Origin of the sequence: Deinococcus marmoris DSM 12784 (assembly GCF_000701405.1) — a bacterium.
In the GTDB taxonomy this organism is placed as follows: domain Bacteria; phylum Deinococcota; class Deinococci; order Deinococcales; family Deinococcaceae; genus Deinococcus; species Deinococcus marmoris.
On the sequence record NZ_JNIV01000071.1, the window covers coordinates 1 to 23,704 of the forward strand.

The window sequence follows — 23,704 nt, forward strand, 5'->3', positions numbered from 1 at the left end:
AGCAATTGACTCAAGAGAATGCGGCTGCCCTGCAATGGAAACCAGATGGCCCGGCTGAGAAAGTGATGGAATCTGGAGAATCCGGTTTCATCACTCAGGCCGAGCAAGGTCAGGAGGGCAGAGATGGTGCGCTTGCGGGTGGCAAGGATGGACCCGACAAGCAAGGTTTGAGCAGTGATCCAGGTGGGCTGGGTAAACATCTCGGCAAAAGGGGCGATAACATCGGTGAACCATTTTGGGACTTTGAACATCTCCAAATGGTTTCAGGCGGCGCTGAGATTTCTCTCAGCGCCGCCTGAAAAAATGGACAAAGTCGAACTAAGGGTCTGAGGAAAAAGCGGTGGGCGGTTCTTAGACCCTTCGACTCTTGGCCCTCAGACGGCCCCGCCGGGGCCACATCACCCCACCAGAATATCGCGCTCTGGCGGGTACTTGACGTTGCGCTTGTGGGTGCTGCGCAGACTGAAGGCCACCGCAAAGGTCAGCGGGCCAATCCGGCCCAGGTACATCAGCGCGGTCAGGATCAGCAGGCCCGGATCGTTGACCAGATGGGTGGTGTTCATGCTCAGGCCCACGGTGGCGGCGGCGCTGACGGTTTCAAACAGCAGGTGCGTGAAGCCCAGCTTGGGATTGGTGGCCAGCAGCAGAAAAAAGGCCCCGGCCACCAGCAGCGTGTACAGCGTCGTGATGCTTCCGGCCCGCACCACGTTCTCGTTCAGCACCCGCCGCTGAAAGACGATCAGCTCGCCGCGCCCGCGCACCATGTTCCACGCGCTGCCTACCAGAATGGCGAAGGTGCTGGTCTTGATGCCGCCCCCGGTGGAGCCGCTGTTTGCGCCGATGAACATCAGCCCGATGATGGTGAAGATGGTGGCCGTGTTCATGGATTCGATGTTGACGGTGGAAAAGCCTGCCGAGCGCGGCGTCATGCCCTGAAAGAAGGCGGCCAGGAACTTGCCCGACGTGGGCAGCGCCCCTAGCGTCTTGCTGTTCTGCCACTCCACCAGCAAGATCACCAGCGTTCCTAGGGCCAGCAGGATGCCAGTGGTCAGCACGGTCAGGCGGCTGTAGACCAGCAGGCGATTCTTGCGCGGATTGAGCAGGTGCGAGACGTAATTCAGTTGCACTAAAAAGCCCAGCCCGCCCAGGATCACCAGCGCGCTGATGGTCAGGCTGACCAGCGGGTCACTGGCATACGGGGCCATCCCGCCCGCCAGCACCACGAAGCCGCCGTTGTTGTAGGCGCTGACCGCGTGGAAGGCCGCCTGATACAGCCCCTCGCCCAGCCCGTACTGCGGCACGAAGCGGAAGGACAGCAGCACCGCGCCCACCAGTTCAGTGACCAGCGTGTAGGTCAGAATGGCCCGCAAGAGTGGCAGCACCCCGCCCACGTTCAGCGCGTTCAGTTGCGCGACCAGCCCCTGCCGCTCGCTGAAATTCAGCCGTCTGCCCGTCAGGAAGGCGAACAGCGTGCCGAAGGTCAGGATGCCCAGCCCGCCGATCTGCACCAGCACGATCAGGATGATCTGCCCCAGCCGCGTGAACGCCTCGCCGGTGTCGGCCACCACCAGCCCAGTAATGCAGATGGCGCTGGTGGCCGTGAACAGCAGGTCCACGCTGGTCAGGGCCGCGCCGCCCACCCGCTGGACTCCCGGCAGATGCAGCAGCCCGGTGCCGATCAGGATGCCTGCCGCGTACACCAGCGCCAGCAGTTGCGCGGGCGTGAGCCGGGCACTCAGGGCGCGGCGGGGCAGGGCGGCGGGGCGACGGTTCACAGGAGAGGGCAGTCTAAGGGGCTGGAGGTCCGGGGGTCAAAGGGGCACGGAAGATTGGGGTCCACGGGCGCAGGCCGCTCCTTTCCCCCGCAGCCCGTTACCCGATCAGGATGTCGTTCTCTGCCGGATACCGCACCAGCGTGCGCGAGTCCGGGCGGCTGAAGGCGATGGCGAAGGTCAGTGGCCCGATGCGGCCCAGGAACATCAGGAAGATCAGCACGACTTCCTGGTTGGCGTTCAGCAGCGGAGTGGTGTTCATGCTCAGGCCCACGGTGGCAAAGGCGCTGATCGTTTCAAAGAACAGTTGCATGAACAGCACGTCCTTGTTGGTGTTCAGCAGCAGCAGCAGCAAAAAGCCCAGGTTGACCAGCCCCAGGCTCAGCAGGCCCACGGTCATGGCCCGCAAAATGGTGGTGGTGCCGATCCGCCGCCGGAACAGCGTGGTGTCGCTGCGCCCGCGCACCATGTTCCACGCCGAGGCCATCATCACGTAGAAGGTGGTGGTCTTGATGCCGCCGCCCGTGGAGCCGGGATTGGCCCCGATAAACATCAGCAGGATGGTCATGAAGATGGTGACGAACCCCATGGTGCTGTAATCCAGCGTGTTGAATCCGGCGGTGCGCGGCGTGACGCCCTGGAACCACGCGGCCATCAGCTTGCCGCCGGGGGACAGCGTCCCCAGCGTGGCCGGGTTGTTCCACTCCAGCAGCGCAAAACCGACGGTGCCGATCAGCAGCAGCGCGCCCATCATGACCAGCGACAGTTTGCTGTTGGCGTTCAGACGGTTACGGCGGCGGTCACGCAGGTACGCCAGCACGTTCAGTTGCACCAGAAAGCCCATGCCGCCCAGCACGATCAGCAGCGGAATGATCACGTTGATCAGCGGGTTGGTCACGAAGCCGGTCAGCCCGGTGGCGTACAGGCTGAACCCCGCGTTGTTGAAGGCACTCACCGCGTGGAACAGCGAGAAGTACAGGCCCCGCCCCAGCCCCTCGGCGGGCACGAAGACGGCGGCGAGCAGCATGGTTCCGGCCAGTTCCACCAGCACCGAACTCAGCACGATGGTCCGCACCAGCCGGACCACGCCGCCCAGTTCCAGGCTGTTGACCTGCTGGGCCGCCTGAATGCGGTCCGAGATGCCCACCCGCCGCCGCAGGGCGATGGCGAACAGGGTTCCCAGCGTGATCAGCCCCAGCCCGCCGATCTGGATCAGCAGCAGCATGACCACCTCGCCGAAAGTGGTAAAGGTGGTTCCGGGGTCCACCACCGCCAGCCCGGTCACGCACACTGCGCTGGTGGCCATGAACAGCGCCTGGATCACGCTGATGCTCTGCCCCGGCTCCAGGCTGACCGGGAGCATCAGCAGCCCGGCCCCCACCACGATGGTCAATGCAAAGGTCAGAGCGATCAGTTGCGGCGGGCGCAGCCGCGAGAGCAGGGGCCTGCGCCGCAGACCGGAGGCGGATGGTTGTGGAAAACGCGGGTCGGGGGCGGAGGGCCGGGTCATATACGCGGCCCGGATTGTACGCCTGCGGGTGGGGGATGTGGAATGGTCAAGTCCAGTTGGAAGGCGAACCCCTCTACTCCGCAGCTTTACAAATCAGTCTGCTTGGCAGCCAGTTTCTCTCATAGGGAGCAAAGGAGCGCAGAAGGCCTGTGCCATACGCCATCCCTTTTGAGGCTGGGTGATGCAGAGATCTCTCTCATAAAAGTGATAAGACCGATAAACACGGCGTTTTTAACTCCTCCCTCCTTGCGGGGGAGGCTGGGAGGGGGGAACCGCAGACGCCGTCCCAGCGCAGCCAGAGAAAAATGACATCTTGCGAAAATCAGCGTAGAGCCAAACATGAGAGACTTGTCTGCATCACCAAGCCCTTTTGAGGGGAGGTGGCCCGAAGGGCCGGACTGGCACAGCTCCGCAGGAGAGGGGTTCAACCGTGGGAGCCACCCCAGAACCTCTGAACCGGAGTTGATCAGACCTTACCGCGAACCGCCTGCTCCAAATCCCCCTCCCACTCCTGCACGGGCTATACTGCCCTGCTATGCCTCGCCCCCAAACAGACCGATTTCAGCCCGCCGGGAAGAGGAAAAGTCGTCCCAAGACCGATTACCGCACCCGCCAGCCCGCCCACGAATACGAGCTGGAGGTGCTGCCGGGCCTGGAACACGTCGCCGCCACCGAACTGGCAACCGTGCCGCTGGCCCGCGATATCCGGGGCCTGCGCTTCTGGTTTCCGGGCGATCCCGAACGCCTGACCCGCCTGCGTTCGGCGCTGGCCGCCTACCGCATTCGCGCCTGGGACGTGCCCCGTCCGCGTGGCCTGCTGGGGAACCAGCAACTGGGCGAGCTGACCGATTTTCTGCGTCAGGTCATCGCGGTGGGCGGGCATACCTCCTTCCGGCTGGGCGCGGCGGGCAAGGAATCCAGCGTGATGCAGCGGCTGGCCGAGGAACTGGAGAACGCGCTGGAAATCCCCTTTCGCCCCGAGGACGGCCAACTCCTCATCCGTCTGCGCCCTGAACAGGATGGCCCCGGCTGGGAAGTGCTGGCCCGCACCACGCCCAAGCCCCTGAGCGCGCGGTCCTGGCGCGAGTGCAACATGCACGGCGGCCTGAATGCCACGCTGGCCTACGCCACCCACAAACTGGCCGGGCAGCGCGACGTGGACCGGATCTTCAACCCGATGTGCGGCAGCGGTACCCTGCTGATCGAGCGCGATCTGCTGGGACCCTGCGACGCGCTGGTGGGCGTGGACATCGAGCAGTCGGCGGTGGACTGTGCCAAGACCAATATCGCGGCTGCCGGGCGCAACATCGAGGTGGCGCGTATCGACGCCCTGCAAACGGGGCTGTCCGCCCGCTCCTTTGACCTGATCGTGGCGGACCTGCCGTGGGGCGACGCCGTCGGCACGCACGGCGGCAACGCGGCGCTGTACCCGGCCTTCTTGCAGGAGATGCACCGCCTGCTGAGCCGTCAGGGCCGTCTGGCCGTGATCACCCACGAAATCCGGCTGTTCGAGGGCTTGCTGGAAGGTTCAACCCAATGGAATGCCCGCGAACTGCTTCAGGTGGCCAGCGGCGGACACAACCCCAAGGTGTATCTACTGAACCGTCGCTAGCGCGAAAAGCTCAACCTCTGCCCGCCGCCGTGTCATGCTCAGCCATGACAACTTCTGGGACAACGGCTGCTCGTTCAGGCACGGGACTTCGCTGGGGCTTGCTGGGCGCGGCACGCATTGCGCGGGCGCTGATTCCGGCCATCCGGGCGAGTGGGGGAGAAGTGGTGGCCCTCGGCGTGCGCGATCCCAACTCCGAACACGCGCGAGCGTTCGCGCAGGAATGGAATGTCTCCATCGTGGGCGGCTACGATGACGTGCTGAGCGCCGATCTGGACGCGGTATACAACCCGCTGCCCAATGACCTGCATCTGCCCTGGTCCCTGGCCACCATGCGCGCGGGCAAGCACGTCCTGACCGAGAAGCCGCTGGTCCTGAACGCCGCCGAGGCGCAGGAGCTAGCAGACGCGGCGCAGGCCACGGGCCGCGTGCTGCTGGAAGCCTTCGCGTACCGCTTTCACCCGCACATCACGCGGCTGCGCGAGCTGGTGCAGGGCGGCGAACTGGGTGAGGTGCGGTCCGTGCGGGCAGCCTTTGGCTTCATGCTGGACAACCCCCAGGACTTCCGCTGGGAGGCCGACAAGGGCGGCGGCGCACTGTTCGACGTGGGCACGTATACGGTCAATCTGGTGCGCCTGTTGCTGGGCGAACCCACCGCCGCCATCGCCCGCGCCCGCTGGACCGAGGCTGGGGTGGACGTGGGCCTGAGTGGCGTGCTGGAGTATCCGGGGGTGCTGGCGGGTGTGGACTGCGCCTTCGACTGGGCCGAGCCAGCCCCCCAGCGCCTGACCATTCTGGGCACGCGCGGCACGCTGGACATGAATGGCGTATTTCACAGCAACACCCACTCGCCCGTGTCGTTCACCGTCACCGACGCCGCCGGGGTGCGTGAGGAGGGGTTCCCGCCCTTCAACGCCTACGCCGCGATGGTGGAACATTTTCAGCAGGTGGTGCTGGGCGAGGAACAGGCCCTGTTTCCCCCCGAGGACAGCGTGAGGCACGCGCGGGTGCTGGACGCGCTGTTCGCCTCGGCGCGGACGGGAACGCGGGTAGAAATTGGGTAAAGAAGAGGTTTACGGAATCGGCCACCTGATCGTCCCCATCTGATCGGTTCGCCAGATTTTCGCGCCCGCCGTCGCCAGTCGTCCCAGCATCTCCGGGTTCGGGTGGCCGTAGGTGTTGCGGCCTACGCTGATCACGGCGTCGGTGGGTGTGGTTTCTTGCAGCAGCCCGGCGTCGGTGGAAAAGCGGCTGCCGTGGTGCGCGACTTTCAGCAGGCTCAGGTGGCCCAGGCCCAGAGAGTTCTCGGCTGGACTGGGCAGGTCACCCAGAATGGCGGTAGACCACGCGCCAGACTGAACGCGCACAGCCACGCTGTTCTCGTTGTCCTCGGTACTCCAGACGTTGCCAGTGGGCCACAACACGGTGAGGGTCACACCGTCCGAGGCGATCTGATCGCCGCGCCGGACCTCGCGTACAGGAACGCCTTCCTCCCTCGCCACGGTCAGCACGGTGGTCAGCACCGGATCGTCGGTTTTGCGCTGGCCGATCCACAGCTCGCCCACGGGCAGGGCGCGCAGCACGCCGCTGATGCCCTCGATGTGGTCCGTATCCGCGTGGGTTCCAATCAGCAAGTCGATCTTCCGTACGCCCAGCGCGCGTAGAGCAGGAACGACGGTCTTGCCCCCCACATCAAAATCACTGTTCACTGAGCCGCCCGCGTCCACCAGCACGGTCAGGTGGGGCAGCCGGATCAGGGTGGAATCGCCCTGGCCGATGTCCACGAAAATGATTTCGCGTGGTGGCTGCAATTTTCCGGGCAACAGGGTCAGCAGCGTGCAGGCCATCACCACGCCCAGCACCACCCGGAACCGCACGCGGCCCCACAGCCACAGGACACCCGCGCCCGCGCACACCGCGTAGGCCACGAATCCGGCGGGCGAAACCTGTCCCCAGGTCAGCACCGGGGCCTGCCCGAAGGTTTCCACGATGCCCAGCAGCAGGGCGGCCAGTGGGCCTACCAGCCAGTTGACCAGAATGGCCGCTGGCCCCAGCAGCCCGGCGAAAAAGCCCAGCGGCACCAGCGCGGTCATGACCACGCCCGCCGCCAGATTGGCGGGCAGGCCCACCAGCGGCATCTGTCCGAAGGTGCCGGCGATTACCGGCAGCGTGCCGAATTCGGCCAGCACGGTGGCTACCAGCGCCAGCCGCAGCCACAGCGGCCAGCGTTCCGGCAATTTCCCGGCGGCTTTCATGGAGAGCGTCAGGGCCAGCACCGCCAGAAACGACAACTGGAAGCCGATGTCCAGCAGCCATAACGGGAACAGCAGCAGGCACACCGTGGCGGTCAGCGCCATCAGGCCGTAGGGATCGGGCCGTCCACGCCCCAGCGCCAGGGCCAGCAGCACGGTCAACCCCATGATCACGGCGCGGGTGATGCTGGGCGAGACCCCCACCAGCACCAGATAGGGCAGCAGCAACACGGCGGGCATGCCGTAACGCCACAGCGGAGGCCACCCGAACCAGCCGAAAATCCAGATCAGCACCACCGTGATGAGGGCGACGTTCTGCCCCGACAGGGCCATCAGGTGCGCCAGACCCGAACGGGTGAACGCGTCGCGGATGCCGTAGCCCTCCGCAAATTCCTCACGGCCTATGTCGTTGCGGTCCCCCAGTTCGATGGCGGTCATCAGCGCCGCCTCGCGCTGAGGGAGTCCGGTGGTCAAGCCACGCCGGAACCACCCGCGCGGGCCTGTTTCGGCCTGAGAGTCGCGTACCCTGGCGGCCACCAGAATCGCCGTCGGCGTGGTCAGAAAAATGCCGCCCTGGGCGCGCAGCCACGCCGCCTGGTTGAAACCGCCGGGGGTGCGCTGCCCGTCTGGGGCCACCACCCGCCCGCTGACCACCAGTTTGCCGGGCCGGGCCGTGGGCTTGGGAGCCACCGCCAGCCGCGCGCGCGGGTCTTGCAGGGTCAGAAATTGCCCGTCCCAGTCGCCAGTCAGCGTGACCTGCGCGCCCAGCCAGGGGGCCAGCGGATCGGCCCGCCCGGTCACCAGCCGCTCGGAGCCGAAGCCCAGGGCCGCGCCCAGTAGTGCCAGCGCGACCAGGGGTGGGCGGGCGTCGCGCAGGGCCAGCCCAATTCCCAGCAGCAGGGTCAGCACGCCCCACCACACGCCCAGCCCCAGTTGAATGCCGCCCATCATGCCGAAGACGGTGGGCACGGACCACGCCAGCCGCCCGCCCGATTCCCCCGAGGTCAGGGTGGCCAGCGAGAGGGCCGCCCCCCGCACTAGTAGCTGACCAGCGGTGAGAGCAGTTTCAGCGTCGCCTCGCCCACGCCCTTGATGGAATCCAATTCGGCCTGCGAGCGGATGGGCCGCGCCGCGATGATCTTGAGAGCCATCGACGGGCCGACTTTGGGCAGGGCCTCGAGTTGCTCCTGACTGGCCGTATTGAGGTTGACCCTGCCCGAAATCAGCGGCGTGACGCTGGCGGTGGTGGGAAAGGTGGGCGGCTCGGCGCTGGCATTCGGGAGGGCCGGAGCGCTGGGGGCGGGCAGGGCCACGCGCGTCACCGTCGGCACCTGTGGGCGCGGCAGCAGCACCGGACCCAGTGCCAGCACGCCCACCAGCAGCACGCCCGCACCCAGCCCCAGCGTCCAGCCGCGCTCACTGTTGATCACGCGGTCATTCTAGGGGGAGGCGGGTAGAGGTGATTCAGGGGTCATCTACAGCGGCACTACAGCTCCCGCCCCGCAAACTGCGCCGCCCGCGCACCGATCATCATGGCTGTGGCGTTGGTGTTGGCGTGGATGATGCGCGGCATGACGCTGGCATCGGCCACCCACAGGCCCCGCGTGCCGTGGACGGCCAACTGGCGGTCCACCACCGTTTCCTCGCCGTCCCCCAGCGCCGCTGTGCCCACCGGGTGATACAGCGTCGCCGATTCGGCCCGGATGTGTGCGGCGATGGCCGCGTCGCTGCGGATGCCGCTGTCGGGGAGCGATTCGGCCCCACGGTGGGCCAGCAGCGGCGGCGTGTAGGCGATCTCGCGGGCCAGCCGCACTCCGGCGATCAGACTCTGGAGGTCGCGCCCGTCCGTCAGGTACTGCGGATCGATGTGCGGGGCGTCGCCCACATTCGCCGAGGCCAGCGTGATTCGCCCCCGGCTGTGCGGTTCCACCAGCACCGGACCCACCGAGAAGTGGTGACCCGCTTCCTTGCTGAAGCCGTGGTCCCGGAAATAGGCTGGGCCGAAGTGGTACTGGAGATCGGGTTGTTCGGTCTGCGAGTCCAGGCCGGGTCGCGCGTGGGCAAAGGCCGACGCCTCGGCGATGTTGCTGGACAGCGGCCCGCTGCGGTTTCGCAGATAATGGGCCAGCGCTGAGGCTTCCGGCATGGATTCCAGCGACGGCGTATGCGAGCGGAAGATGACCGGGACCGCCAGATGGTCCTGCAAGCCCTCGCCCACGCCGGGGAGATGCTGGCGCACGCGCAGGCCGTGCTTTTCCAGTTCGGTGCGCGGCCCCACGCCCGAGAGCATCAGCAGTTGCGGCGTTTGTACCGCCCCTGCCGCCAGGATCACGCCGCCTGCCGGGGCGTCCAGCGTGCGCCCCTGCCAGCGAAAGCGCACGCCTACAGCCCGTGGTGTCGTGGAATCTGAACCGTCCCACAGCAGTTCCAGCATCTGCGCCCCGGTCAGCACCGTCAGGTTGGGGTGCTTCAGTACAGGCTTCAGAAAGGCCCGGAAGGCGCTGTAGCGTTCGCCGTGCAGGTGGTTGCTTTCCAGCAGGCCCGCGCCCTCCAGCGTGCCGTCGTTGAAGCTCTTCGCCTCTGGAATATGCAGCGCGCCCACCGCCGCCGTCACGAACGCCTCGCTCAGCGGGTGGGAGGCGGCCCGCGCACCCACCGGGAGTTCTCCCTCTGTCCCGCGCGTTTCAGAGGCTCCGCCCCGGAAGTTCTCCAGCGCCTTGAAGGCGGGCAGCACTTCATCCCAGGTCCAGCCCTCGCCCCAGCCGTCGTAATCGCGCTTGGACCCCCGAATGTAGATGGTGGCGTTAATGGCGCTGGATCCGCCCAGCACCTTGCCGCGCGGCCAGTAGAAGCTTCGGTCATCGGCACACGTCTGGGGCACCGTAGAGAAATTCCAGTCCACCGCCGAGCGGAACAGGCGCGGAAAGCCTGCTGGAGCGCGGATGAAAGGATTGGTGTCGCGGCCACCAGCCTCTAGCAACAGCACCCGCAGCCCCGCGTCCAGCAGCCGCCGCGCCGCCACGCAGCCCCCCGATCCGGCCCCCACGACGATCACGTCGGCCCGCGTTTTTTCCCTCTGAGCTGTCATTGCACCGAGTATATATAGACGGCGCGCGTGGGTCCTCAGGCCAGCAGACGTTCCACCAGTCCGGGCAGCAGGAGGTAGATGTTGACGCCGCACTCGCGGTCAAAGTCGGCCTTGAGTTGTAGTTTCGCGCGCCATTTGTCGGGCGTTCTGGCATTGAAGGTGTAGCGCAGCGCGATGTCCACCAGCCGCTCCTCGATGGTGCAGAACCCGTCTGCCAGACCCAGCATGTCGCACAGTTGGATCAGGCGGTCCTCGTCGGTCTGCTGGGCACGGGCTACAACTTCGCGCAGCCGCTGCCACTCCTGCGGCGTGCCGTCCCAGTCGCCCTGCAAGGTATCCATGTCGGGAATGACAAATGAGTGCGTCACGGCGATGCGGGCGGCATCTGTGTACCCCAGCTCGGTCAGAAAGTCGTGGCCGTCCAGCAGGTGGCGGTCCCGGTTCGGCCCCGTGCGCCGCCCAATGTCGTGCAGCAAGCCCAGCGTGTAGGCCCGCGTGGGATCGAGATTGGGATGGACTTCAGCAATGTTCCGCGCAGCCAGAGCGACGTGGCGCGAATGTTCCACCCACGCGCCGGGGTTCATTTCGGCAGCTTCCATCAGCAATTGCTCGGCGGTTTGAACGTCCGGCAGGCTCAAGCCCGGCTCCACTGCGCCGCCTGCCTGAGTGCCTCGGCGGCCTGATCCACCTCTTCTGCGGTGGTGGCCCGCCCGAAGCTGAAGCGCAGGCTGGCGCGGGCGTCGGCGTCGCTCAGGCCGATGGCGCTCAGCACATGGCTGGCCTGCATGGTGCCCGCGCTGCACGCGCTTCCGGCGCTGGCCGCCACCCCCAGCAGGTCCAGATTCATCAGCAGGGCCTCCCCATCCGCCCCTGGCAGCGTGACAGAGGCCACTTTGGGGTTGCCATCCGGCGGGTGGTTAACTCGCAGGCTGGGAATGTCGGAAACTGCCGTCACGAAACGCTGGCGCAGACTGGCGAGGTGTGCGAATGTCGCCTCGCGCTCCGCCTCCGCCGCGCTCAGGGCCACCCCTGCCGCGTAGACCCCCGCCGTGTCCTGGGTGCCGGGGCGGGTGCCGCCCTCCTGCCCGCCGCCGAAGGTCACGGGCGGCAGTTCCGCGCCGCGCCGCACGTACACGAAGCCCACGCCGCGCGGTCCGCCCCATTTGTGGGCGCTGAAGATGGCATAGGTCACGCCCCAGTCGGCCAGATTCACGGGCAGGACGCCGGGGGCCTGCACCGCGTCGCTGTGGTACGGCACCCCACGGGCAGCGGCGACGGCGGCCAGCGCAGCCGTATCCTGCACGGTGCCCAGTTCGTTGTTGGCATGGTGGATGGACACCAGCGCGGTGTCGGGGCGCAGGACGGCCTGCAACTCCTGCGGCGAGTAGCGTCCGTAGGCGTCGGGCGTCAGCCACGTCACTTCCCAGCCGCGCGCTTCCAGCCAGCGGGCCGGGGCCAGCACGGCGGAGTGTTCGGTGGGTGTGGTGATCAGGTGGCCGGGTTTGCCGCGCCCCTCCTGCCACGCCCGCGCCACGCCCAGCAGCACGGCGTTATCGCCCTCGGTGCCGCCGCTGTTAGCGATCAAGGTGCGGGCGTCCACACCAAATGCGGCAGCGACGCGGGCGCGGCCCTCCTCCAGCAGTTCGCGGGCGGCCTGTCCCGCCGCGTGGATGCTGGCGGGGTTACCGGGCAGGGCCGCCGCCCGCGCGTAGGCCACCAGCGCTTCAGCGGTCATGGGATGGGTGGCGGCGTAATCGAGGTAAATCATGCGGGCAGCGCGTTAATTGGGCGCGACAGTGGCGTAGTCGGCCCCATCGCGGCGCACGATGAACACCGCGTCGCCCACCACCTGAACCGGCTGAGAGCTGTTGGCGTCGCGCCCGGCCAGTTGTGAGGCGTCGGTGGCCTGCAAGATCTGGCGTTCGCCACTGGCGTCGCTGACCACCACGCTGTAGGTGCCCGCAGGCAGATCGGTGGGAAAGGTGTACTGGAAGCTGACGCTGCGGGTCTGAGGGGCCGTGGTTTCGGGAGCTGTGATGTCTGGGGCGGCAGGAACCGGGGTCTCAGGTGGAGTCGCCGGAATCTCCTGCGGCGTGGGAACCGTCGTGCCTGGCGGCTCCTGCGGGGCTGGAATCTGCTCCTGCGGCAATGGCTGGGGGGTCTGTTCCGGCGGTACGGGCAGGGGACCACCGGGCACTCCGGGTTCAGGCAATGCGGGTTCGGGGGGCAGGGGATCAGGTTCTGGCGGCGGCGGAATGGGCAGGCTGCCCGCCGCGCGGCTGGGGGCGCTGTAGCGGGCCACCGCCACATTCAGGGTCACCGGACTGCCCACGTCCACCCGTACGAAGGGCGCGGGCGTCTGCTCCAGCACGCTGCCGGGGGGTTTGTCGCTGGGCTGTTCGCTGACCCTGGTGACCACCAGTCCGGCCACGCGGGCGTACTCGCGCGCCTGATCCACTGTCAGCCCCGTCAGCATGGGCAGCCAGGTTTCCTTGCCGCTGATGCCGGTGCTGACCATCACCTGAATGGGCTGGCCGCGCTGGGCGGGCGAACCGGCTTCAGGCAACTGCGACACGATGCGGCCTTCGGGGGTGTTGGTCAGGGTGCCGTCCACCTTCAGCACCTTGCCCAGCACCATCGAGCGGTCCTTGAGGGTGTTTTTCGCCTGCTCCAGGTTCTGTTCTTCCAGCTTGGGCACTTCAATGGACGGTGGGTTGTTGACCGTCAGCGTGACCAGTCGGCCTATGGGCAGGTTGGTGCCGGCGGGCGGGTCCTGCCGGATGATCGTGCCGACGCCCTGGTTGCCCACCTGTCCCTCGGTGTAGGCCACCCGGAAGCCTGCCTCGGTCAGCTTTCTGGCTGCCGAGCGCGCCTCCTGACCGCCCACGCCCGCCACCTCGCGCACCGGGGGATTCAGGTAGACCTGCGCGGCCTGCGCGCCCAGATAGCCCGCGCCGCCCAGAAACAGCAGCCCCGGAATAAAGGCCAGCCACGCGCCGGGCTGCCGCTTGCGCCGGACCTTGCCGTCCTTGAGGGCCGACAGCACCGCCACGTTGCGCGAGGCGATGTCCTCGGGCGTGCGCGGCAGTTGCAGGGCGCGCAGGTAGGCGATGCGCGGTTCGTCAGCGTCCATCACGATATCGGCGTCGCCCAGGGCGTAGCCGTGTTCGGCCAGCTTTGCAGCCAGGATGCGGATGTTGTCCACTGCCTCCTGGCGCTTCTTGGGCTGCGCCAGCACGCCTTCCAGTGGCGTGCCGTTTACCGTCTGCCACACCGCGTAATACGCGCCGGGCCGCGCCACGATATCGGTCAGGCCCGCCGGATTCAGGGCGCGCAGCACCGAGCGGTATGCGTGGAACGCCTGCCGGTCTGCCGGAGTGGCGATCTCGAACCACGCCACCTGCCGGGTCACGCCCTCGGCGGCCCGGACCTCCGACAGGGTCACGTTGCCGTGCCGGGAGAGTTCGCGCAGCACGCCGTACTTGCCGTCGATGGTGGTCATTCTGGTGGTTGCCCCCACCTCGTTTGCCTGCCCCGTCATTCGCCCCCCAGCATAGCGCGGGCCGTGTGTGCGGTGTGGGTGTGGCCAGAGATGGCGAGGACCGGAGGCAAACCCTCCTACGTTTTCAGCCTCCCAGCGCCCGCACGGCCCAGTACGCCGCGAAGCCGCCCAGGATGCCCAGCGCGAGGTTTCCACTGCGCCAGACGATCAGGCCGCCCACCACGCTGGCGAATAGACGGCGTGGCCATTCCGGGCTGCCCAGCACTTCCGGCACGATCAGGGCGGCGATCACGCTGACGGGCACGAAATTGAGGAAGGCCAGCCAGAACGGCGGCAGTTTCACCCGGCCCAGATTCAGCCCCAGCCAGCGCGGCGGGTAGGTGACGGCCCACATCAGCACGATCACGGCGGCGATGCTCATGCGCCTGCTTCCTGAACGGCGGTCTTTCTGCCCGTCAGCCACGCGCCCAGGAGTGCGCCGCCCACCCCGGCCAGCAGGATCACCAGGCCGCCGGGCAGCACGCGAGACAGGCCCCACGCCGCCAGCCCGGAGGCCAGCGCCACCAGTACGGTCACGCGCCCCCGCAGCATGGGCACCAGCAGACCCAGGAAGGCCAGCGGAAAGATCACGCCCACCCCCAGCGCTTCCGGCGAGGGCAGCACCGCGCCGCCCAGCGCGCCCAGCAGCGTGGAGGCGTTCCAGACCACGTACAGGCTGAGTTCCGCACCCAGCACGTAGCCGAAGCTGGGGCCGCCCGGCTCCTGTCCTCCCTTGACGGTGACCATGCCGTAAGCCTCGTCGGTCAGAAATTGCGCGGCGATCAGGCGTTGCGGGCGGGTCAGCGTGACCTGCCGCGACAGGCTCAGGCCGTAGAGCAGGTGCCGGGCGTTCAGCAAGAAGGTGGTGGCGACGATGCCCAGCGCCGACGCCCCGCCCGCCATGCCGTAACCTGCGAACAGCCCCGCCGCCGCGAACTGCGACGCACCCGCGAAAACGGTCAGGCTCATCATCTGCGTTTCCCAGACGCTCAGGCCCGAGGCCCGCGCCGTGACCGCGTAGGCCACCGCGAAGGGCACCATGCCCAGCCACAGCGGAATCATGACCCGGAAGCCGCGCCAGAACGCGGGCCAGAAGGCAGAGGCGGGGCCAGATGCAGGCATGGCCGCCAGCTTATACGAACTGAAGTTGAATCCAGGCGGGAGCAGTGGGGTCCGCATGGGCGTTCGTTCACGGCAGGAATAAGCAGAAGAGAATACTGGCTGGTGGAATTAGAAATCTCTGCCGGTTCTCTTTGGAGAGCGCTTGCACCCAGAGCCGGGCGCTCTTGGCAGGTGATCTTCCGGTCAGGAGTGGGCGGTACCCACTATGCTGCCCCCATGACCCGCCTGACCTCGCGCAACCGCACCCGTCTCGCCCTGCCGCCGCGCGTGCGCCTGTGGCTGGGGTTGATCCTGGCCCTGATGCTGGGTTACCTGATCGCGCTGGCCCAGAGCGCTGTCGTCCGCCCCCTGCTGGTGATCGGGCAGGACGCCGTGCCACCCTCCGGTCAGGCGCAGGGCGTGACCTCCACGCTGGAAAACGAGGGTGGGGCGTTTATCAACATCAAGCCTGCTGGAGAGGCGAAGACGCTGCTGGTCTATTACCCTGGCGGCCTCGTTCGTCCGCAAGCCTACGAGTGGATGGGCCGCGCCCTGGCCGCAGATGGCGTGCAGACCGTCATTCCAGTCTTTCCACTGGATCTGGCCGTGACGGGCATCAACCGCGCCGACGCGCTGATCAAAAAGTTTGGTGCGGGCAAGACTGTGGTGATAGCGGGCCATTCGCTGGGCGGGGCAATGGCGGCGCAGTATGCAAAAGGCCACACCGATCAACTGGGGGGCCTGATCCTGATGGGCGCGTATCCGGCGGGCAATGTGAGCCTGAAAGACACCAGCCTCCCGGTGCTGTCGCTGCTGGCCGAGTTTGACGCAGTAGCGAATCCTGCTGACGTGCGCGACGGCCTGAACCGCCTGCCCGCCAGCGCCAGATTGACGGTCATCCCCGGTGGGGTCCACAGCTTTTTCGGACGTTACGGCCCGCAGAAGGGTGACGGTCTGCCCACCGTGACCCACGCGGCGGCGGAAGCCGAGATTCTGAGTGTGGTCCGGGCGTTCATGTCCACCCTGCCAACTCCGTAAGGCCCATGCCGGAGCGTTTAGACCATACTGATTTTGACCACGCAGATTTAGACCATGCAGAGACGGCCCTGAATCCATCCAGGGCCGTCTCTGTCAAGCGTGGGTTGCGGGTTTCGGGCTTACTGAAAGAGCTGCACCACCTTGATCAGGGTCTGCCACACGCCCCACACCAGGGGAATGCCGGGGACCAGCCACACGAGGTAGGTCACGGGAGAGGTCTGTTCGGTGTCCGTTCGGTCTGTCATATCGCTCTCCTAGAGTGATCAGTCATCGGCAGCCTGCTGTCCGGCGGGTGGGGTGGGTTGGGGGCTGGCCCAGTACCGGCTGGCCACCGGGCGGATGAGCAGGTTGGCGATAAAGCCGATCACCAGCAGGCCCGCCATGATGTACATGACCGTGGAGTACGCTTGGGCAGCGGGAATGCCCGCCTTGATCTGGCTGTCGCGGAAGCCGTTGACCAGGGTGGGTCCGGCGATGGCCGCCGCGCTCCAGGCCAGCAGCAGCCGTCCGTGGATGGCCCCCACGTTGGCGGTGCCAAACAGGTCCCGCAGATAGGCGGGTACGGTGGCGAAACCGCCGCCGTACATGCTGATGATGACGCAGAAGCCTGCCACGAACAGCACCAGGCTGGCCATGTTGCCGAACAGCGGAATCAGGAAATACAGCACAGTGCCCAGCGCAAAGAAGATCATGTAGGTGGGCTTGCGCCCGAGGCGGTCACTGGTCGTGGACCAGAAGAAGCGTCCCCCCATGTTGAAGATGCTGAGCAGGCCCACGAATCCGGCGGCGGCGGCGGCGGTCACGCCGTTCCCCACCCCGAGAACCTTGTCGCTGAACATCTCCTGAATCATGACGCTGGCCTGCCCGAGAACGCCGATCCCGGCGGTCACATTGAGGAACAGCACGGCGAACAGCAGCCAGAACTGCGGGGTGCGGAAGGCCTGATCCACCAGAACGTTGTGGTTGGAAACCATGCCGCCCGCCACATTGACTTTGGGCACATACCCTGCCGGCACCCAGCCCTCGGCGGGGACGCGCACCATGAGCGCGCCGAAGATCATGAACAGGAAGTAGACCGCGCCCATGATCAGAAATGTGGAGCCGACGCCCAGCGTGCCGTCTCCGGCGAAGCGTGCCATCAGCGCGGTGCCCAGCGGACTGCCGATCAGCGCGCCGCCGCCAAAGCCCATGATGGCCATGCCGGTGGCCAGTCCTGGCCGATCCGGGAACCATTTGATCAGCGTGCTGACCGGGCTGATGTAGCCCAGGCCCAGGCCGATGCCGCCGATGACCCCGTTGCCCAGCAGCACCAGCCAGAGCTGATGCTGACTGACGCCCAGCGCCGCGATCAGGAAGCCGCCGCAGAACAGCAGGGCGCTGGCGAACATGGTCTTGCGCGGTCCCTCGCGCTCCACCCACTTGCCGAACAGCGCCGAACTGGCCCCCAGGAAGAACAGCGCCACGCTGAAGATCAGGCCCACCTGAAACAGGGACCAGTCGCCCGGCGCACCTGTTTCGGCCTGAACGTCCCCACTGATCAGCCGTGAGAGGGGCTTGTTGAACACCGAGTACGCGTAGATCTGCCCGATGCTCAGGTGAACGGCCAGCGCCGCTGGCGGAACGAGCCAGCGGCTCCAGCCCGGCCCAGCGACGGAATGTTCACGGTCCAGAAATCCCATAATTTCTCCTGCCCTCTTTTGGTTTAATGTGAAGCGATAGTAACGGGTGGCGAGGCAGATATGTCGATTTCGTCAGCAATGTGCAATTCATGAAGTGACAACGAATACAGGTGTCCCCAGGCGGTGACTGATTACGGAGCAGAGGAGGTGGCCTGTCCGGCTCAGTCCGCATTCCCCTCCACCCGGTCTGCCCCCGAGTACACCGTGAGCCGCCCTTCGCGGGTAAAGCCGCACAGGGTGACCCCGAAGACGGCTGCGGTATCTACCGCGAGACTGGTGGCTGCGCCCACGGCCACCACCACCCCGATTCCGGCGGTCACGGCTTTCTGCACGATTTCAAAACCCGCACGGCTGCTGACAACCAGTACGTGGTCCGTCAGAGGCAGGCCGGGTCCCTGGGACCCCACCACCTTGTCCACGGCGTTGTGCCGCCCGACGTCCTCGTGGGAACACAGGAAAGTGCCCGCCCAGGTGAACAGCGCCGCGCCGTGCATCCCGCCGGTGTCCCGGAACCCGGTCTGGGTCTCGCGCAGCCGTTCCGGCAGACCCGCCAGCAGGGCGGCGCTGATCGGCCCGGCTGTCCAGATCGGTGCAGCGGCCCGGCTCAGGAGTTGCTCGACGCTGCCCGAGCCGCACACCCCGCACGCACTCGACGACACGGCCAGCCTGGCCCCCGCCGCCAGCCGCTCATGCTCCGGGGTGTGCAGGTGCCAGACGTTGGCATTTTCTGGATCGACGCCGAGCGTGAACTCCTGTGGGAAGAGACCTTCGGACACCAGCCAGCCCAGCAGCAGCTCGCGGTCATGGCCGGGCGTCCGCATCAGCACGCCCAGCGGCAGTTCGCGGTCCGGGGTGTGCAGGCGCAGCTCCAGCGGTTCCTCGACGGCGACGGCGTCCTCACGGTGCGCCCACCGCTCATCCCGGTACAGCCGGACAGGCAGGTGAACAACGCCCTGTGCGCCTGGCTGTGCATTCACCCGCCCGCCGTCTGCATCGTTCAGCGGCCCACCTCGGCCTGATTGGCGGTCTTGACGGTGTCGCCGCTGGCCTCACGCAGCGCCCGGCCCGCGCCTTTCAGAACCGCCATCAGCGCGCCCAGGGCCACCTGCACGTCCCGGTCTTTCAGCAGGCCCAGCAGTTCGCCCAGGCCGATGCCCTTCCCGGCAGCGACGTGCCGCGCTCCCTCGTTCACGCCGGTGGTCACGGCCTGACCCAGGACGCTGACCTCGCGGGGGTCCAGGGCCGAGAGCGTCTTTCCCAGCTCCGTGACGTTCCGCAGCAGGGTGGTGCCGCTTTCGCCGCCAGTGATGTGCAGCAGGGCCGCGATCAGGCCCTCGCCGCCGCGCACGGTCTTGCCCAGCACGTCCAGCACCCCATGCTCATGCAGTTGCCGCAACAGGTACAGACCCTCCTCGAGTGCGGCGGTGGAGTCCTCGACGCCCGAGTGCAGGCGTTCCTGCGGCGTGGGTTCGCGGGGGGTGAAATCAAGCGCCTTGGCCATACAAGCTCCTCGTAGAAAGAAACATCAGTCGTCCGCGCCCAGGGCGTCAACCCGTGCGTTCAGGCTGTCACCGAGCATCGGCAGTTCGCCGCCCGGATAGACGTAGTCGGGCCGCGCCCATTTGCGCTCGACCTCCACGCCGGTCTGGGGCGTGGGGTGACCCCAGCGGAAGTTGCGGGCCGGCAGCGGGTTCTCGCCCACCTCGCCCAGGATTTCCATGCGGACGCGGTTGTCCTTGTAGGCGGGGGTGTTGGTGATCGAATCCCCCTCAGAGCCGGTCAGGTGGTTCACGGCGTCCTGGGCCTTGCGGGCGTTCATGGGCACGTACAGCTCGTTGTCGCTGACCCGGCCCGTGACCAGGGCCTGGAGCCGGACCGCGCCGTGCGCGCTGACGAGGCGCACCCACTGTCCGCTCTGAATCTGGCGCTCGGCGGCCAGTTCCTGGCTGACCTCCACGAACGCGTCGGGCGCGGTCACGGCAATGCCCTCCACCCGGAAGGTCATGTTGCCCTCGTGGAAGTGTTCGAGCATGCGCCCGGAGTTCAGGTGCAGGTCGAACTCCTCGTTGGGGGCCTGCTGGCGGGGGCGGTATTCACCGGCGTACAGGCGTGCCCTGCCGTCCGGGAAATTGAAGCGCTCGGTGTACAGCAGCGGCTGATCGGTGCCGTCCTCGGCCACCGGCCAGCACAGGGTGTTGTAGCCCTCCAGGCGCTCATACGACACGCCTACAAAGAACGGCGTCAGGCGCGCGATCTCGGCCATGATCTCCGACGGGTGAGTGTAGCCCCAGCGGTGGCCCATGCGGTCCGCGACGCCCATGTAGATCTGCCAGTCGGGCTTGGTGCCCTTCAGAGGCGGCATGACCTCGTACAGGCGCTGGATGCGGCGCTCGGTGTTGGTGAACGTGCCTTCCTTTTCCAGCGACGCGGCAGCCGGGAAGACCACGTCCGCGTACCGGGCGGTGTTGGTGAAGTACAGGTCCTGCACCACCAGGAATTCCAGCGCCTCGAAGCCCTCCTGCAGGTGGTTGGCGTTGGCGTCGGTCAGGCTCATTTCCTCGCCGGTGATCCACATGGACTTGAGCTTGCCCTCAATGGCGGCGTCCAGCATCTGGGTGTTGTCCAGGCCGCGCTCCGGGCGCAGGGTCATGCCCCACTCGCGCTGGTGGCGCTGCACAGTCAGCTCGTCGCCCACAGGCTGGTAACCGCTGACCTGATCCGGCATGGCCCCCATGTCCGACGCGCCCTGCACGTTGTTGTGCCCCCGCAGCGGGTACGCCCCGGTGCCCAGCCGGCCATAGTTGCCGGTGATCAGCAGCAGGTTGGAAATGGCGGCGCTGGTGTCGGTGCCGCCGCACTGCTGCGTGACGCCCATCGCCCACAGGATGCACACCCGGTCCTCAGCGGCGATCTGGCGGGCCAGGGCTTCCAGGGTGGCGGCGCTCAGGCCGGTTTCACGTTCGGCGTACTCCAGCGTGAACTCCTTGATGGACTCGCGGAACCCGTCCAGGCCGTTGACGCGCTCGGCCAGGAAGGCCGTGTTTTCCAGGCCGTTGTCCAGGATGAACTTGCTGACCGCGCCCAGCCACACGAAGTCGGTGCCGGGTTTGGGCCGCAGGAACTGATCGGCGCGCGTGGCAAGTTCATGCTCGCGGATGTCGAACACGATGACTTTCGTGCGGCCCAGCTTCTGCGCCCGCTTGACGCGGGTGGCCAGCACCGGGTGGCTCTCGGCGGTGTTGCTGCCCACCGTGATGACCAGACTGGCGTTCTCGATGTCCCGGATGGTGCCGCTGTCGCCGCCGATGCCCACGGTCAGCGACAGGCCCTTGCTGGCGGGCGACTGGCAGTAGCGCGAGCAGTTGTCGACGTTGTTGGTGCCGATCACCTGCCGCGCGAATTTCTGCACCAGGAACGCTTCCTCGTTGCTGGCCTTGCTGCTTGCCACGAAGGCCAGCGCGTCCGGGCCATGCTGCGCGCGGATTTCCATGAAGCGGCGGGCCACGAAATCCAGCGCCTCGTCCCAGGTGGCCTCGCGGAAGCGGTCGCCCTCGCGGATCAGGGGCGAGGTCAGGCGGTCACCGCTGTTCACGTAGTCCCAGCCGAACTTGCCCTTGACGCAGGTGCTGATGCCGTTGGCGTGGCCCAGCCCCGGCTCGACTTTCAGGATGTGCCGCTCGTCGGTCCACACGTCGAACGAGCAGCCCACGCCGCAGTACGTACAGACGGTCTTGGTCTTCTTGATATAGCGGTCACGCGCCGCCGACTCGATGTCCGAGACGTTCATGATGGGTTTAAGGCCCGCGCTGGCCTCCACGCCCTTCACGACGTCGATCGCGGCGTCCCACACCGGCAGCGGAATGCCGGTGAACATGCCCGCCTGCCCCAGCATGGACTTTTCCTGGAGCGCGTTGCATGGGCAGACCGTCACGCAGTGGCCGCAGCTCACGCAGCTCGACTCGCCGATGGGCTTGCCGCCGTCCCACAGCACGCGCGGCTGCTCGGCTTCCCAGTTGATGGTCAGCGTCTCGTTGACCTGCACGTTCTGGCAGGCTTCCACGCAGCGCCCGCACAGGATGCACTGGTCCGGGTCGTAGCGGTAAAAGGGGTTACTGTCGTCCTTGGCGTATCCCTTGGGCTGAAAGGGCCGGGTCTGGTGGTCGATGCCCAGGATGCCCAGCGTGTTGTGGACGGTGCAGTTGCCGTTGTTGTTGTCGCAGACCGTGCAGTACAGGTCGTGGTTGCTCACGATCCGGTCATAGGCGTCCCGCTGAGCTGCCCGCGCTGCAATGGTTTGCGTCCGCACCACCATGCCCGCCGCAACCTTCGTGCCGCAGGCCCGCCCAAGCTGTCCGTCGATCTCCACCGAGCAGGTGTCGCAGGTCTGGATCGGCCCCAGTTGCGGGTGGTAGCAGACCTGCGCCAGTTCGATCTGGGCGCGGTTGATGGCGTCTACCAGGGGTTCGCCGGTGAACGCCGTGAACGTGGCCCCGTCGATCTGAATGTCCACGCCTGGCCCGCTGGCTGGCCGTGTCGGTCCCACCGTGGAGCGGATGTGGGCGTCGTTGGGGGTGGGTAGATGGTCCGTTTGCTCCATGATTGAAAGCCTCCCTGCACTGCCGAATCTGCACTACTGAATCTGCACTACTGAATCTGCATTGCCGAACTTGCACTGTCGAAGCTGCACCGTAAAACCGTGCTGCCTGACTGCGCCAATTTGTGAACCCCAGAAGTATAGGAGGCAGCAGGCAGGAAAAGATGGCTCCCAGATTACGGAATTCCTATCTTTTGACTGCCTGCCGATGGTGTCTCCTGCGCTGTTCCGGGCAGCACGCAGGCGGCAGAATGGGGGCGATGCCCGGTCCTGCCCTGCTGTCGCCGCCCAACTCCGAACTGCCCACACCCAGAGCCACCGCCGCCGAATTGACGCGACTGGCCCATAGCGTCACCGCGCCGCACTTGCTGGAAGCCGTCGCCCGCCATCCCAATACTCCGGTCACGCTGCTGGGCGAACTGGCCGCACGTTACCCGGAAGCCGTGCTGGACAATCCCGCCCTGCCGTTGCTGAGGCTGGCGCACGGGCAGCAGATCAGGGCGTGGACGGGGCTGGCGGTTTCAAAGCTGGCGGCGGTGGACGCGGCTCCGGAGTGGGTGCAGGAACTGGCGATGCGGCACCCCGAACCGCAGGCGCGCTGGGCGGTGGCTGGGCGGGCGCGGCTGAGTCAGGAGCGGCTGGGGCAGTTGGCGGGGCGGGGCGAATGGCAGTTGCGCGCGGCGGTGGCGCAACATCCTGACCTGAACGCCGAATTGATCGAGCGACTGTCCACCGACGCCGAGTACAGCGTGCGGCTCTCCCTCGCCACCCGCTCTGACCTGCCGCCCGAAGTTCTGGGTCGCCTGCGGAAGGACCCGCACCCGCTGATCCGCCGCCGCCTTCAGATGGGACGCTAGGCTGCTTCCCATGCCTCTGACCCTGCGCCAGCCGATCATCTTTCTGGACGTGGAAACCGGGGGGCGTGATCCCGCCCGTCATCCGCTGCTGACCATCGGCGCGGTGACGCTGGGCGAGGACGGCCAGATTTCGCGCCCCATTCACCTGCTGGTCAAGCACCGCGAATACTGCTTGGAACCGGGTGCGCTGGCGGTCACGGGTATCGACATCCTGGAACATGACCGCGCCGCTCAGCCGCCGGAAGCCGTGGCGGAGGCGCTTCGCCAGTACGCCGCCGGGGTGGGCCGCGTGATGCTGGGCGGGCACAACTTCGGCTTCGATCTGCGCTTTCTGCGTCCCCTGCTGCCCGATCTCCGCAAGGTGTTCAGGAGCGGGCATGTGGACACCAAACTGACCGCCCAGTTCCTGATTCACGCCGGGGTGCTGCCCCACCAGATCGGCACGCCGCTGTCTCAGCTCACAGAATATTTTGGCATCGAATACGCCGCCCACAATGCACTGGAAGACGCCACCGCAACGGCGAAAGTCTACGTGGAACTGCTGCGGCTGGTGGGGGACAGGAGTGGGGCTTCAGTACCGGACAACTTGCGTTTAAGTGGCGCTGGGTGCGGAGAAAGGTTGATTTAAGAGGCCGAAGTATATTTCGGCCTGTGGGTGATCCC

21 protein-coding genes are annotated in these 23,704 nt (G+C 66.8%); 6 read left to right on the forward strand and 15 right to left on the reverse strand.

Annotated features, from left to right (window positions below; all coding sequences use genetic code 11):
- On the forward strand, positions 1 to 299 hold a 299-nt coding region (locus Q319_RS27950), incomplete at its 5' end, for a hypothetical protein (protein ID WP_211252379.1).
- A gap of 99 nt (positions 300 to 398) precedes the next feature.
- Here the strand turns inward: Q319_RS27950 and Q319_RS0115750 are convergent.
- Complete coding sequence (locus Q319_RS0115750) at positions 399 to 1,775, reverse strand: TrkH family potassium uptake protein (protein ID WP_034415425.1); 1,377 nt, start codon at positions 1,773 to 1,775, stop codon at positions 399 to 401.
- A gap of 97 nt (positions 1,776 to 1,872) precedes the next feature.
- Positions 1,873 to 3,282 (reverse strand): TrkH family potassium uptake protein, encoded by a 1,410-nt coding sequence (locus Q319_RS0115755; RefSeq protein ID WP_051655461.1) that lies wholly within the window; start codon positions 3,280 to 3,282, stop codon positions 1,873 to 1,875.
- Positions 3,283 to 3,817: 535 nt separating this feature from the next.
- Here Q319_RS0115755 and Q319_RS0115760 point away from each other — a divergent pair.
- Positions 3,818 to 4,894 (forward strand): methyltransferase domain-containing protein, encoded by a 1,077-nt coding sequence (locus Q319_RS0115760; RefSeq protein ID WP_029483431.1) that lies wholly within the window; start codon positions 3,818 to 3,820, stop codon positions 4,892 to 4,894.
- A gap of 44 nt (positions 4,895 to 4,938) precedes the next feature.
- Positions 4,939 to 5,955: a Gfo/Idh/MocA family protein gene (locus tag Q319_RS0115765; protein ID WP_051655462.1), complete on the forward strand. Its 1,017-nt coding sequence runs from the start codon at positions 4,939 to 4,941 to the stop codon at positions 5,953 to 5,955.
- Between the two features lie 9 nt (positions 5,956 to 5,964).
- On the opposite strand, the gene Q319_RS0115770 is transcribed toward Q319_RS0115765, so the two are convergent.
- From Q319_RS0115770 to Q319_RS0115805, 8 genes are all read right to left on the reverse strand, one after another.
- A complete protein-coding gene (locus tag Q319_RS0115770; RefSeq protein WP_051655466.1) occupies positions 5,965 to 8,094 on the reverse strand; it encodes a DNA internalization-related competence protein ComEC/Rec2 in 2,130 nt (709 codons plus the stop codon).
- 86 nt (positions 8,095 to 8,180) lie between these two features.
- Positions 8,181 to 8,573: a ComEA family DNA-binding protein gene (locus tag Q319_RS0115775; protein ID WP_029483434.1), complete on the reverse strand. Its 393-nt coding sequence runs from the start codon at positions 8,571 to 8,573 to the stop codon at positions 8,181 to 8,183.
- A gap of 56 nt (positions 8,574 to 8,629) precedes the next feature.
- Positions 8,630 to 10,231 (reverse strand): GMC family oxidoreductase, encoded by a 1,602-nt coding sequence (locus Q319_RS0115780; protein WP_029483435.1) that lies wholly within the window; start codon positions 10,229 to 10,231, stop codon positions 8,630 to 8,632.
- A gap of 35 nt (positions 10,232 to 10,266) precedes the next feature.
- On the reverse strand, positions 10,267 to 10,869 hold the full coding sequence (locus tag Q319_RS0115785; RefSeq protein WP_029483436.1) for an HD domain-containing protein: 603 nt from the start codon (positions 10,867 to 10,869) through the stop codon (positions 10,267 to 10,269).
- The gene (locus Q319_RS0115790; RefSeq protein WP_029483437.1) at positions 10,866 to 11,999 is read right to left on the reverse strand and encodes a cysteine desulfurase family protein; all 1,134 of its coding nucleotides are present in this window, start codon (positions 11,997 to 11,999) and stop codon (positions 10,866 to 10,868) included. The genes Q319_RS0115785 and Q319_RS0115790 overlap by 4 nt, the downstream gene beginning before the upstream one ends.
- A 12-nt stretch (positions 12,000 to 12,011) precedes the next feature.
- Positions 12,012 to 13,772, reverse strand: a complete 1,761-nt coding sequence (locus Q319_RS0115795) for a PASTA domain-containing protein (RefSeq protein WP_029483438.1) — start codon at positions 13,770 to 13,772, stop codon at positions 12,012 to 12,014.
- A gap of 85 nt (positions 13,773 to 13,857) precedes the next feature.
- Entirely contained in the window at positions 13,858 to 14,154 is a 297-nt protein-coding gene (locus Q319_RS0115800; protein WP_029483439.1) for an AzlD domain-containing protein, read from the reverse strand.
- The gene (locus tag Q319_RS0115805; protein WP_051655468.1) at positions 14,151 to 14,894 is read right to left on the reverse strand and encodes an AzlC family ABC transporter permease; all 744 of its coding nucleotides are present in this window, start codon (positions 14,892 to 14,894) and stop codon (positions 14,151 to 14,153) included. The genes Q319_RS0115800 and Q319_RS0115805 overlap by 4 nt, the downstream gene beginning before the upstream one ends.
- A gap of 216 nt (positions 14,895 to 15,110) precedes the next feature.
- Here Q319_RS0115805 and Q319_RS0115810 point away from each other — a divergent pair, with 216 nt between their 5' ends.
- On the forward strand, positions 15,111 to 15,911 hold the full coding sequence (locus Q319_RS0115810) for an alpha/beta hydrolase (RefSeq protein WP_081846094.1): 801 nt from the start codon (positions 15,111 to 15,113) through the stop codon (positions 15,909 to 15,911).
- Between the two features lie 119 nt (positions 15,912 to 16,030).
- On the opposite strand, the gene Q319_RS28985 is transcribed toward Q319_RS0115810, so the two are convergent.
- The 5 genes from Q319_RS28985 to fdhF form a co-directional block, all read right to left on the reverse strand.
- The gene (locus Q319_RS28985; RefSeq protein WP_281173842.1) at positions 16,031 to 16,156 is read right to left on the reverse strand and encodes an MFS transporter small subunit; all 126 of its coding nucleotides are present in this window, start codon (positions 16,154 to 16,156) and stop codon (positions 16,031 to 16,033) included.
- A gap of 18 nt (positions 16,157 to 16,174) precedes the next feature.
- Positions 16,175 to 17,590 carry an OFA family MFS transporter gene (locus tag Q319_RS24690; RefSeq protein ID WP_051655463.1) on the reverse strand — a complete coding sequence of 472 codons (1,416 nt, stop codon included), beginning with the start codon at positions 17,588 to 17,590 and terminating at the stop codon, positions 16,175 to 16,177.
- 161 nt (positions 17,591 to 17,751) lie between these two features.
- Entirely contained in the window at positions 17,752 to 18,567 is an 816-nt protein-coding gene (locus Q319_RS0115820; RefSeq protein WP_245619294.1) for a formate dehydrogenase accessory sulfurtransferase FdhD, read from the reverse strand.
- A 20-nt stretch (positions 18,568 to 18,587) separates the two neighbouring features.
- Positions 18,588 to 19,091, reverse strand: coding sequence for a helical membrane plugin domain-containing protein (locus tag Q319_RS0115825; RefSeq protein ID WP_029483443.1), 504 nt, complete (start codon positions 19,089 to 19,091; stop codon positions 18,588 to 18,590).
- Between the two features lie 24 nt (positions 19,092 to 19,115).
- A complete protein-coding gene (gene fdhF / locus Q319_RS0115830) occupies positions 19,116 to 22,187 on the reverse strand; it encodes a formate dehydrogenase subunit alpha (RefSeq protein WP_081846095.1) in 3,072 nt (1,023 codons plus the stop codon).
- A 257-nt stretch (positions 22,188 to 22,444) separates the two neighbouring features.
- Here fdhF and Q319_RS0115835 point away from each other — a divergent pair, with 257 nt between their 5' ends.
- Together Q319_RS0115835 and Q319_RS0115840 are read left to right on the forward strand one after the other, a co-directional pair.
- A complete protein-coding gene (locus Q319_RS0115835) occupies positions 22,445 to 23,041 on the forward strand; it encodes a hypothetical protein (RefSeq protein WP_051655464.1) in 597 nt (198 codons plus the stop codon).
- Between the two features lie 10 nt (positions 23,042 to 23,051).
- The gene (locus Q319_RS0115840) at positions 23,052 to 23,669 is read left to right on the forward strand and encodes a 3'-5' exonuclease (protein WP_051655465.1); all 618 of its coding nucleotides are present in this window, start codon (positions 23,052 to 23,054) and stop codon (positions 23,667 to 23,669) included.
- Positions 23,670 to 23,704: the final 35 nt, after the last annotated feature.